This window comes from Staphylococcus sp. EG-SA-17, from assembly GCF_017151845.1.
Taxonomy (GTDB): Bacteria; Bacillota; Bacilli; order Staphylococcales; family Staphylococcaceae; genus Staphylococcus; species Staphylococcus aureus.
The window spans coordinates 1-11943 of record NZ_JACVZO010000043.1 but is presented as its reverse complement, the minus strand read 5'-3'; the positions used below and the strand labels follow the sequence as shown (position 1 = coordinate 11943).

Annotated in this window: 12 protein-coding genes and 2 pseudogenes; 5 read left to right on the top strand and 9 right to left on the bottom strand. The window is 31.5% G+C overall.

The genetic code is table 11. The features are described from left to right. Positions 1-165: pseudogene (locus IDG65_RS13380) on the bottom strand (deoxyribose-phosphate aldolase); the annotation flags it as partial. Positions 166-479: 314 nt separating this feature from the next. On the opposite strand from IDG65_RS13380, the gene deoD reads away from it, so the two are divergent. Continuing rightward, the gene (deoD, locus tag IDG65_RS13375) at positions 480-1190 is read left to right on the top strand and encodes a purine-nucleoside phosphorylase (protein ID WP_000160303.1); all 711 of its coding nucleotides are present in this window, start codon (positions 480-482) and stop codon (positions 1188-1190) included. Positions 1191-1311: 121 nt separating this feature from the next. Here the strand turns inward: deoD and IDG65_RS13370 are convergent, their stop codons facing one another. The 6 genes from IDG65_RS13370 to IDG65_RS13345 all read right to left on the bottom strand — a co-directional run bounded on the left by IDG65_RS13370 (position 1312) and on the right by IDG65_RS13345 (position 7171). Further along, a complete protein-coding gene (locus IDG65_RS13370; RefSeq protein ID WP_206174150.1) occupies positions 1312-1755 on the bottom strand; it encodes a Dps family protein in 444 nt (147 codons plus the stop codon). Between the two features lie 199 nt (positions 1756-1954). Beyond that, on the bottom strand, positions 1955-2368 hold the full coding sequence (locus IDG65_RS13365; protein WP_001123311.1) for a thiol-disulfide oxidoreductase DCC family protein: 414 nt from the start codon (positions 2366-2368) through the stop codon (positions 1955-1957). A 455-nt stretch (positions 2369-2823) separates the two neighbouring features. Next, positions 2824-4197 (bottom strand): EVE domain-containing protein, encoded by a 1374-nt coding sequence (locus IDG65_RS13360; protein ID WP_000123402.1) that lies wholly within the window; start codon positions 4195-4197, stop codon positions 2824-2826. A 673-nt stretch (positions 4198-4870) separates the two neighbouring features. Continuing rightward, on the bottom strand, positions 4871-5101 hold the full coding sequence (locus tag IDG65_RS13355) for a hypothetical protein (protein ID WP_000808817.1): 231 nt from the start codon (positions 5099-5101) through the stop codon (positions 4871-4873). Between the two features lie 30 nt (positions 5102-5131). Then, positions 5132-6070, bottom strand: a complete 939-nt coding sequence (locus tag IDG65_RS13350; RefSeq protein WP_001127960.1) for a type I phosphomannose isomerase catalytic subunit — start codon at positions 6068-6070, stop codon at positions 5132-5134. Between the two features lie 435 nt (positions 6071-6505). Beyond that, positions 6506-7171: an SDR family oxidoreductase gene (locus IDG65_RS13345; protein WP_001024097.1), complete on the bottom strand. Its 666-nt coding sequence runs from the start codon at positions 7169-7171 to the stop codon at positions 6506-6508. Between the two features lie 151 nt (positions 7172-7322). Between IDG65_RS13345 and czrA the strand changes: the two genes are divergently transcribed. The 3 genes from czrA (at position 7323) to IDG65_RS13330 (ending at position 9982) form a co-directional block, all read left to right on the top strand. Then, on the top strand, positions 7323-7643 hold the full coding sequence (czrA, locus tag IDG65_RS13340; RefSeq protein ID WP_000003755.1) for a Zn(II)-responsive metalloregulatory transcriptional repressor CzrA: 321 nt from the start codon (positions 7323-7325) through the stop codon (positions 7641-7643). Between the two features lies 1 nt (position 7644). Next, positions 7645-8625, top strand: coding sequence for a CDF family zinc efflux transporter CzrB (gene czrB, locus IDG65_RS13335; RefSeq protein WP_000019744.1), 981 nt, complete (start codon positions 7645-7647; stop codon positions 8623-8625). Between the two features lie 265 nt (positions 8626-8890). Next, positions 8891-9982: a transcriptional regulator gene (locus IDG65_RS13330; protein WP_206174148.1), complete on the top strand. Its 1092-nt coding sequence runs from the start codon at positions 8891-8893 to the stop codon at positions 9980-9982. 514 nt (positions 9983-10496) lie between these two features. On the opposite strand, the gene IDG65_RS13325 is transcribed toward IDG65_RS13330, so the two are convergent. Both IDG65_RS13325 and IDG65_RS13320 read right to left on the bottom strand, forming a co-directional pair. Beyond that, positions 10497-10601, bottom strand: a complete 105-nt coding sequence (locus IDG65_RS13325; RefSeq protein ID WP_075583739.1) for a hypothetical protein — start codon at positions 10599-10601, stop codon at positions 10497-10499. 97 nt (positions 10602-10698) lie between these two features. Then, positions 10699-10860, bottom strand: a pseudogene (locus tag IDG65_RS13320) (helix-turn-helix domain-containing protein); the annotation flags it as partial. A gap of 409 nt (positions 10861-11269) precedes the next feature. Between IDG65_RS13320 and IDG65_RS13315 the strand changes: the two are divergent. Beyond that, positions 11270-11428: a hypothetical protein gene (locus IDG65_RS13315; RefSeq protein ID WP_024928151.1), complete on the top strand. Its 159-nt coding sequence runs from the start codon at positions 11270-11272 to the stop codon at positions 11426-11428. Positions 11429-11943 lie beyond the last annotated feature (515 nt).

The window sequence follows — 11943 nt, the reverse complement described above, 5'->3', positions numbered from 1 at the left end:
CACCTCTGAATCAGCTAGTCGCTCTGCTGCATATTTAACATGCGTTGGATTCACACATACAGATTTAAAATTGTATGCTTTCGCTTCATCGATGATTTGATCGATTTGCGTACGTGTTGACTCAGGCTTCAATGAAGTGTGATCAATCAATTTTGCACTATTCATTTTCTATCTCCTCCTTTATGGTTGATTATAAAAATACGGTTGTAAATTAGTTGATTGAGCGTCAGGTTCATTTAAATATCAGGTTAGATGTTCGCTTTTTATGTAACCGCATACATATACTATTACATTAATTCATTTCCCATAAACAAACAATACAATTGAACGTGATATCTTCATTATGAACGATGACTTGACAACAAGCTAATCAGGATTATATTTTTATAATTCTTTAATTCTATAGTACAAAAATTCGCAAAAAAGGGAAACAAATGTTATCTTAAAATTATTAATGAATATTAAGGAGAAGATAACAAATGACAAAAGGTACACCACATATTCAACCAAATGGAGTAAAAATTGCTAAAACAGTATTAATGCCTGGCGATCCGCTACGCGCAAAATATATTGCTGATAATTTTTTAGAAAATGTTGAACAATTTAACGATGTACGTAACATGTTTGGTTACACTGGTACATATAAAGGTAAAGAAGTTTCTGTAATGGGTTCTGGTATGGGTATTCCAAGTATCGGTATTTACTCATATGAGTTATACAACTTCTTTGATGTAGACACAATCATTCGTATCGGTTCTTGTGGCGCATTACAAGAAAATGTTAACTTATACGATGTTATTATTGCACAAGCTGCATCAACTAATTCAAATTATGTAGATCAATACAATATTCCAGGTCATTTCGCGCCTATCGCTGACTTCGAGTTAGTAACTAAAGCTAAAAATGTCGCTGACCAAATCGGTGCTACTACACACGTAGGTAACGTATTATCTTCTGATACATTTTACAATGCCGATCCAACATTCAATGCTGCTTGGAAAAAAATGGGTATTTTAGGTATCGAAATGGAATCAGCTGGTTTATATTTAAATGCGATTCATGCTGGTAAAAAAGCACTTGGTATTTTCACAGTAAGTGATCATATTTTACGTGACGAAGCTACTACACCTGAAGAACGTCAAAATTCATTTACACAAATGATGGAAATTGCTTTAGAAATCGCAGAGTAACTTATTTAAATTGACTTTAATTGCTCTTTAACAATGAGATTAAACTCAAAAAGCCAACACATTCTGGGCGTATTCCCCATTTATGTGTTGGCTTTTATTTATATTATTACTTATCTGTAGATTAGCTTAAGTAAGATTTAAACATCCAATTATGTTTATCTACTGATGTTTGCATACCTATAAACATATCTTCTGATACATCATCGCCAGCATTACCAGCAATTTCAATCGCTTTTTCTAATTGTTTTGAGATATTTGTGAAATCTTGAGATAATTCTTCAACCATTTGTTCTGCAGAGTAACCTTTCGCAGCTTCTTTAACAATTGATTGCTCTAAGCATTCAGTTAATGTACCTACAGGGTTTCCTCCTACCGCTAAAATTCTTTCAGCTAATTCGTCTACATATTGGCTTGCTTCATTATATAATTCTTCAAATTTAACGTGTAATGAGAAGAAGTTAGGCCCTTTCACATACCAGTAGAAATTATGTAGCTTTGTGTATGCTACTGTCCAGTTTGCTACTTGTTGATTCAATTCTTTTACAACATCTTGTTGATTACTCATATTTAATACACTCCTTAAAATTGTCTACGTCTTACTTGTTTATATTAATTATTATATTATAATGATTCTAATCTGTAAAGTGTTTTCACTCTCTTTTTTATAATTATTCTAATTTAATTGTGAGGTGTTTGGCTTTTTAAATGCCTAAATTTTAATCCATCATCTAGTATGTCTATTATCAATTAGCAACTATGTTTTATCAATCAGTAAGTTTTACTTTCGCATTATCATCTAAAAAGAACGATTTTTCATAATCATTTGGTTGGTGCCATGTTGTTTTCCACATTCTATTTCTATTATTAGCAAACATTCGATAACCGAAATTACGGACTGGTTTAGGTACAAGCCATAAACCTACGCCCAATAATTTAGTTCGATTAGGTAGTGCTGTGATTAGTTGAATAATCGCCTGCGATTCAAAATATATACGATCACCTTTCTGTAAAATCACACTATTTTTATTTGCCGCTTCTGGATGTTGTTTAAAAAATTGTTGTCCAACTTCACCTTTTAACGTAGCAAATCGATAATTTCTTGGTAGGTCATGTTGAATTAACCAAATGACATAGTTATAACAATATATACAGTTTCCATCATAATATACGATTGGCATAATTTATTCGCTCCTTCAATAGTACTTATAGTCATTTTTCCTAATTTAAAAACATTTAAACAAGGTTGTCACTTGATAAGTCCTCGCGACACGAAATTGCCATAAAATTTATTTTTCAGTTTTATATTTATTGTATAATGTATTTTTTATTTACTTTAAATTTCTCAATCTACAGTGTAATCTTATTTCTTATTATTAACTTAGCGTTTAGTCGTTCGCCTTATTCAACATACCACTGGAAACTCATATAAAGTTTTAATTCAGTAACATAAATTCATTTATATTCATATACTGTCTTTATCATTTATTAAAATAAAAACGAGTAATCTATCATAAGCTCTTAATTAGCTCTTATGGTTGATTACCCGTCATTTTTTCTTTATACGGTTATTCAAATATGCAATTATGCAATTTTTAATCTTTCCTTACTTCTTTTCAAAAACTACCATATATCATTAGTCATGTTTGACTTTGACTATACGTGTGTATTTTAAAAACTGCTCTGAATATTTCTCCTTAATTTCCTCTAAACTATCATATGTAATACCTACAATATGCCAATTAGGATTGAAATAATAGAAAGAATCTTTTTGTCGTGACCATTTAATCATATTACCGTCTTTATTATAACGTGGTAATGTTACCTCATAGCCTTCTAACACATTAATATACGTTTGGAAAATGTCTGTATCTATACGATTAAAATTATCAATAACTAAATAACTTTTATCCTTTTTAGGCATTAACTGAGTAATAAATCCTTCACGATAGTATAATGCCCCTGTTTCATTTGGTAAATACTTGCCATAAAGCATATCTTCTGAAAAATCAGGATGACCTGTTGTTATAACAGGATTTGCATTCGCTTTTTGCAATAAGTCATTAGCCGCTTTTAAGCCTTCTTCTTTTCGATCTACAACAAGTAAAATAAATGGCTTTAACGCTTCTTCTTTTTCACTTTCAAGCATATCTGGTTTTTGAACCATTTCAAATGGAGATTTCAATCCATTATTATCGCTCATTTCAATAATTGCATCATACTGTGCTTGTGACATACTTGCAATAGCCTGTTTTGCATTTTCTTGAAGGAAATATAAGTTTTTCAATTTAGGATGCTTATTTAATGTACTTAATGTAATCGGCGTAATGTCTTTCTCATAAGACACTTCAATCACTGTACTATTTGTTCTACCAGGAATTGGTGGTTTTTCATGAATATGCTTTGATACTTCTCCAATTCCAACGACAGATTGATTTTTTGTTCGATTATAAAAAATAATATTGTCGCCTTCTTCTAACTGAGTATAAAAATGATAACCATTACGTTTAATACCGTTGTACGTGTGCGTATAAATCGTATATTGGTTTCCAGGTTCAAATTCTTCAGTTTCAGCTAAAAAGAAATAACGTGGTATCTTAATTTCGCCTTTACCAAGACCACTTATTAAATCAAACTCTTCTGCAGTGATTTGGTTGAACAATGTCTCTTTCATATTACTCATACGAAATTCCAAAGCTTCACTACGCTTTAGATAATCTGCTGTTAATGGTTTCAATTGTTCATTAAAACGAAACTGTACACGTATTTTATTTTGTGCACCTGTTTCAACACTAATAATTTCACCACATCCAAGTAGTCCAGTATCCGTCTGAACTTGATAAAAGATGACTTGATCTCCTACTTTAGCCTTTTTAAACGCTCTAAATCCTTGAGATGGGTTAAAATGTGCGCCTGATTCAAATAAAGCTGTTTGTCCTACTAACGGTTCATTATGATTCCAACGGTTATATCCACAATTCAACCAAAAATAATTCGTTTCTGCTGTCATCTTAATACTCCTTAACCTGAATAAATTTTAGAAACACTATGAATTACATTCTTTTAGTGTTTCTTATGCAGTTGGACGCGTATGCGATCAACTGTATACCCTTTGTTCACTGCGATTTTAATCGCATTTCCTATAACACTGTAGCGCCCAGGACATTAATTTACGTCCCAGACCCTTAACGTTTTCCCTTTTAAGTAAGTCGAACTATTTTGCTTTACAACAAGTGCGACTCTATATGCAGTTGGACACACACATACGAGCGACTGTATACCTTTTAATCAGTTTTCTATATTTTATTTATTATATCTGTCTTAATGATAAAAATTGTTACAAACAGTTTAACATATTTAGCTACCTATTTTGCATATAAAAAACATGCTTGGATACACTATGCAATAAAAATTACAAATTTATATATGATACCACTATGCTTGCTTATCTCTATAGCGCCATTGATACACATTTTTAAATATCTATACTGCCGTTAGAATTTTAGCATGTCTTAATTTTCATTAAATATAAAATACTTCATTTTATATAAACCAACAAAAACCCCCTCACTACTATGCAAGTGAGAGGTTATGTTGATGTGCTTTATTTTCATCAATGTCATTAACACAATCATATTTCTTCTGTTAATGCACTGTATTATATTCAAACGCGCTATCGACAATTAATTTGAAGCTACAAAGGTACCGCATAATGGCAGCACATTAATTAACAATGCGCTAAACTTTAATGAGGCGCTGATTTGCTTGTCTTTAAAAGTCAACATAGCACTGATAATTCCTAAAATAGCTACTATACGTGGAATTGTCATGCTCGGATACTGCGGTATATGTAAGAAAGCACCAAGACCTGCTATCACACCACATACTAACGCAATATATAGAAATTGCTTCAAATCATTCACTCCTAAATTGTTATTACACTATTACACATAGCTAATCATCAATGTGAAATCACCTTCAAAGACACTATCCAAATCTTCAGAAGTCAAAATAAAGTTTGTACCAGTAGTCAGTTTGAAAATTTCACCATCGACAATCATTTGCCCTTCACCTTCCAACACTGTAACTAAACAGAACTCTCTAGGCTTCATATAATTTAACGTGCCAGAAATTTCCCATTTAACCAATGTAAAGAAATCATTCGATACAATGTGTGTACACTTATGGTTTTCAATAATTTCACTTTCAGGCAAAATATTAGGTAATGGGGCATTGTACTGAATAACGTCTAAAGCTTTTTCAATATTTAACGGTCTATCATTATATTGATTATCTTGACGATTGAAATCATAAAGTCTATATGTAATGTCTGACGATTGCATCGTTTCGTATGCTAGTATTCCTGAAGAAATAGTATGTACTGTTCCTGCTGGAATAAAATAGAATTCTCCAGGTTTTACTTTAATATATCTAAGTATCGACTCTATCGTTCCGTGTTGAACATGATTCGCAACTTCTTCTCTAGACTCTGCTAATGTCCCTATAACTATTTCTGCATCTTCTTCAGCATCTATAATATACCAACATTCAGATTTGCCATATTGCCCGTTTTCATGCTCATAAGCATAAGAATTATCAGGGTGCACATGAATAGAAAGTGATTCTCTTGCATCCACTATTTTAGTTAGAAGCGGAAAATCTTTGCTTGGGAAATCACCAAACAATTCACGATGTTCTGACCAAATACGGTCTAATGTTTGACCTTGATATGGTCCATTAATAATCTCGCTTGTACCATTTGGATGTGCTGACACACACCAACATTCCCCAGTTGTATCATTGTCTAATTGATATCCAAACTCACTTAGACGTTGACCGCCCCATAATTTTGTTTTTAAAATTGGTTGTAAAAATAATGGCATTGTTGCACCTCCATTGTGATTAAGTAAGCAATAGAACTCTGATGTTGTTGTTCCATTATATTTTGATTTTGTTCTCATTTACATCGTATTATAAATTTCCACATTTCAAATTAACTATTAGTGATTGTACCATATTTACTAACATTGCAGTACTGCCAATTAAAGCGCTTCACTTAAATTTACAGTACTTTAACATTTTTAAAAATTAATAGCATAGAGATTATCTCTCTCTTACATTTGTACACATTTCCCTTTAAATTTACTCGCCCATTATACCAATTAATAAACAACTTTAATAGTTGTGCCATACATTGTTCAAATTCTTTGTAAAATGCATAGACAATACGTACTTATTCATACTTATAATTCATCATTTTCAAAAAAATAACGAGTTACGAAAACGTAACCCGCTTCAAATCATATTTACTATCCTTATTAATCCTTTTCAATTTCAAATTGAGTTAAAGCATCTTTAATGTCCTGCTCACCACTAATAATTTGAAACTCTTGGTAATTAAAATGATTGGATGTGACAATTTCTTTTAATACTGTCGCAACATCTTCTCTAGGAATTTCACCTTTACCATCAAAATATTGTGCAGCTTCTATCTTTCCAGATCCTGCTGCATTTGTAAGTGCCCCTGGATGTAAAATTGTATAATTCAAACCTGAACGTCTTAAATAGTCATCAGCGTAATGTTTAGCTATTGTATATGGCTTTAAATCACCGCTATCATCAAAAGCCTGACGTCTCGAATCATATGTTGAAACCATGACATAGTGTTTAATATTAGCCTCTTTACTCGCAATCATTGATTTAACAGCACCATCTAAATCGACAATAATTGTTTTATCTGCTCCCGTGTTCCCTCCAGAACCTACTGAAAAGATAACTTTATCGAATGGTTTAAACGTCTCAGTTAAAGTCTCTATTGAATCATTTTCAACATCAACAAGAATTGCTTTCATACCTTGTGATTTTAACGCATTAAGTTGATCGGATTGCCTAACACCAGCAGTAAATGGTACATTTTCTTTTGCTAATTGTTGCACTAGTAACGAACCTACACCGCCATTAGCACCTATAACCAAAATATTCATTTACAACACTCTCCTATTTATTATTCCCTATGCCATACCACTTTATGAGATATGTAAAACTTGTTACAACTATAAAAATCAATTGACATACTACTGAGAACGTATTAAATTAATATATGAACAAATATTCATATGAAAGGATTGTCATATAATGTCAGAACAATATTCAGAAATACATACAGATACATTAGAACGCGTAACTGAAATTTTCAAGGCATTAGGCGATTACAATCGAATACGTATTATGGAATTGTTATCAGTCAGTGAAGCAAGTGTTGGTCACATTTCACATCAATTGAATTTATCTCAATCAAATGTCTCGCACCAATTAAAATTACTTAAAAGTGTGCATCTTGTGAAAGCAAAACGACAAGGCCAATCAATGATTTATTCATTAGATGACATCCACGTAGCAACTATGTTAAAGCAAGCCATACATCACGCGAATCATCCTAAAGAAAGTGGGTTATAATATGTCTCATTCACATCATCATCATGACCATATGCATAGTCATGTAACTACAAATAATAAGAAAGTATTGTTTATATCGTTTTTAATAATCGGTCTATATATGTTTATCGAAATCATCGGCGGTCTCCTTGCTAACAGCTTGGCATTACTATCTGACGGTATCCATATGTTTAGCGACACATTCTCATTAGGTGTTGCACTTGTCGCATTTATTTATGCTGAAAAGAATGCCACAACTACAAAAACATTTGGTTATAAACGTTTCGAAGTACTCGCAGCGTTATTTAACGGTGTAACGCTTTTTGTAATAAGTATTTTGATTGTTTTTGAAGCGATTAAACGTTTCTTTGTTCCTTCTGAAGTTCAATCAAAAGAAATGTTAATCATTAGTATTATCGGTTTAATTGTCAATATCGTTGTTGCATTCTTTATGTTTAAAGGCGGCGACACTTCACACAATTTAAATATGCGTGGTGCTTTTCTACATGTTATCGGAGACTTATTAGGTTCAGTTGGCGCCATTACTGCAGCTATTTTAATTTGGGCATTTGGATGGACAATCGCCGACCCTATCGCAAGTATTTTAGTTTCCGTTATTATTTTAAAAAGTGCTTGGGGTATCACAAAATCTTCAATTAACATTTTAATGGAAGGCACACCAAGTGATGTTGATATAGATGAAGTTATAACTACTATTAAAAAGGATTCACGAATACAAAGTGTGCATGATTGCCATGTTTGGACAATTTCAAATGATATGAATGCATTGAGTTGTCATGTTGTTGTAGACCATACATTGACAATGAAAGAATGTGAATTATTATTAGAAAACATTGAGCATGATTTATTACATTTAAATATTCACCATATGACTATTCAATTAGAAACGCCTAATCACAAACATGATGAATCGATTATATGTTCAGGAACACATAGTCATTCACATAACCATCATGCTCATCATCACGCACATGTACATTAATAATTTTAACCTACTGCCATTGCATCGATTAAACTTTTCAATGGCAGTAGTTTTTTTATGTCTTTATGGCGACTTGTTTGGTCTTTGATGACGCAATGTTTATTAACAAATTTTCAACTATTATTTCTTACATTAGTCATATTTTTGACAATTTACTATTATAATTCTCTAACTTTAGTCACTTTAATTAATTTTTATTAGATATTAATATGAAAATAACGTGTTTTTTGTTATTGTATTTATATGAAGAAAAGGAGGCACCACTTTGTTTACTTACTTTAAATCAGCATTTAAAAATGCTAAACCACAATTATTAATAACATTGATATATGCACTTATAGCATTTGCTGTAATTGCAGTTGTATATTTACTTGCTAATTTCCAGCTTGCTAAGTATGTACAAACTATTGCAATTTATTCACAATTTGGGCAAAAACCACCAGTAGATGCATATTTAAAAGTTATCGCTGTATTACTTATAGCAGCTGTAGTTTCACTGTTTGTTTTAGTTCAAATTTTTATCGGAATTACAAATGTTATGAAACGAGCAATGAGTCATGAAAAAGTAAAATTTACCGATTTATTTATTGCATTTAAAAAAGGTAATTATTTAAAGAGCGTTCTGATCAGTCTTGTATCTATAGCAATGATTATCGTTCTTTCACTTCTGACATCATTACTATACAAATTATTTTCTCCAGTATCAGAAATGATTATGAATTCAGTACAATCATCATATGCAGATAGTACACACCTGATTGGTATTGCTATTACAACTCAAAGCATCATAATCATTGTTGTTTTATTGATTAAAGCAATTATTACTTGGTTATTGTTAATACCTATTTTCAACTTTATGACTAGTTTCGTTGAATCAACTAACGATAAAGTAAAAACACACTTAGCTAATGGATTTAAAGCAATGAAAAATGGTCAAAAAACATTTTTCAAATTTTTCATTGGAATACTATTATTAAACTTAATTATTATTTTATTTAAAACACCTGTTGGTTACTTGATTTCATTTAATACGCAATCACTCTCTCAAAGTGTTGCAGAAAATATCATAAGAGTTTATACAGTAATGACAATTATTTTATTCGTTGTTATTCATGCAATCATTTTAATGGGTATCGTTCAATATTACTTAAAACGTGGTCAAAAAATTACTAAAGATAAAGTAAAAACAGCTGACAAGGATAAAAAAGTTGTCACTGAACCAAAAAATACAAAAGTAGAAAATGATAAAGTGGCAACATCTGTTGAAACAAAAACAGAAAAAGCACAAGATTCATTAAATGATAATACAACAAAAACGATGACTTCAGATAAACCAGAAGACAATCAACCAAAATAAATTTTAGAGCCCCTTACAACTTTAGTTGTTAGGGGCTCTTATGCAGTTGATGCGTAGCATCCAACTGTATTCCTCTATTTTTCAACTTTAGTTGTTAGGGGCTCTTATGCAGTTGATGCGCAGCATCCAACTGTGTTCCTCTATTTTTCAACTTTAGTAGCTGATACCGAAATAACATGATGCTAATTTCATGGCATGCCGAAAAAATATATGAAGAGGTCTGCAGTACTTTTTATATAGTCCGTGATTACATTCTATACTTTTTATTGTTTTTTGTTGTATTGATAGTTGGCTTTATTATTTCTGATTATGTTCAGAACTACAATTCATAAGAAAAATGTGTTAAAATATATTTGTAGTAAGTAGAAGTAAAAGATGAAAATCTTTAACTCTTGAAACACAAAAAGGGCAACACTCGGAAACATGTTACCCTAATGAGCCCGTTAAAAAGACGGTGACCTTATATTTTATTTAAAAATAGCCTTCAAAAATGCCGGTCAAAGCGAATAGAAGGTTATTTTTTATGGCCTTGATTACTAATCAATACTAAACCAATGATTGTTAATACAACCATCAGCATTTCAAAATCAGACATGCTAGTCCTTTCTAGGAGTAACAACTATAACCATAGGCATCACCCCTTTATTAAGAGATTAGCCACCATCTATCCAACTTGCTCAATAAATATTATAACATGCACGCTTTTAAACAGTAATTCATAGTATAAGTTTTTTCATTTCGTTAACAACTCGATAAACAGTTGAGCGACATACCCCTGTCTGACTAGCTATTTCTTCCCCTGCTATCTTTTGTTCATCATATAAAAATTTAATTTCTCACTTTTTATGCTCTGGTAAAGAGGGGCGCCCGCTTTTTCGGCTGATAAGCTCCCTTCAAAGTAGACATTGAAAAATAAAAATTTCGAAAGAGAAATCGTCAGTCTATTATTGACAATTATTATCCGATCATCCAAAAGATACTTTCAGACACTAGTAAACAATAGTTCTACTATAAGCATATATTTTGGCAATATTTGAAGGTTAAACATGGGTGCCTATTCTACATTTAGAGCTATCCTTAAGCATGATGAATTTAATCGTTATTTTATGAAAAGTTATCAACAGATGTCGCCTAAAGTTTCAACGAGATTCGAGACAAAACCCAGTCATCAAGTACAGTTTGACTGGAAAGAAACCATTAATTTTAAAAAGAAAGATAATCAAATGATTTCACTAAATATAGGAGTGCTACTACTTTCTTATTCTCGTTTTATAATCATGCATGACAATGCGTAAATCAAGTGATGCCTTATTTAATTTATTAACACAATCGTTTGAGCTAATAGAAGGTGTACATAATGAACTTGTAACGGATAACTTGAAAACAGTCATGTATAAGCCAAGAAAAGAACGTACAAATGGTCGAATAAATCGTAGATTTAAATAATTCGCTGATGGTTTTAATTTTAAAGTAAAACCTTGTATTTCCGGCCGCCCTAGAAAAAAGGTAAAGTTGAATCAATAACGAAATCATTAGATGAAATTCATGCTTATCAAGACGAATTGTATTTGGAAAAAGTTCCTAAGTTTTTTTATCTTAATGAACGATTTAACTACTAAGTTCATACTAGTACAGGTAAATTGCCTATTACTGCCTAAGAGAAAGAAAAAATTTTCTTACAACCACTACAGAATGTGAATGTAAAAAACTCATATAAAGTGAAACATATCTTACTTATGGAATGAAATGTTTGATGATCTCAAAATTGCAAATGCGAGTTTGGAGTTGTTAGGGTCCCTTATGCATGCCCTTAGCGCAAACACTCTACTTAAAGAAACGGTAGTTGTTATAGTATACTTAAATGCATAAACCATATAAAAGCGGATATAACTATGACATTCGGTTCAATTGTAGCTATACTCTGTGCCCTATTTGTGATTTTCTTCATTCCATATATGGAG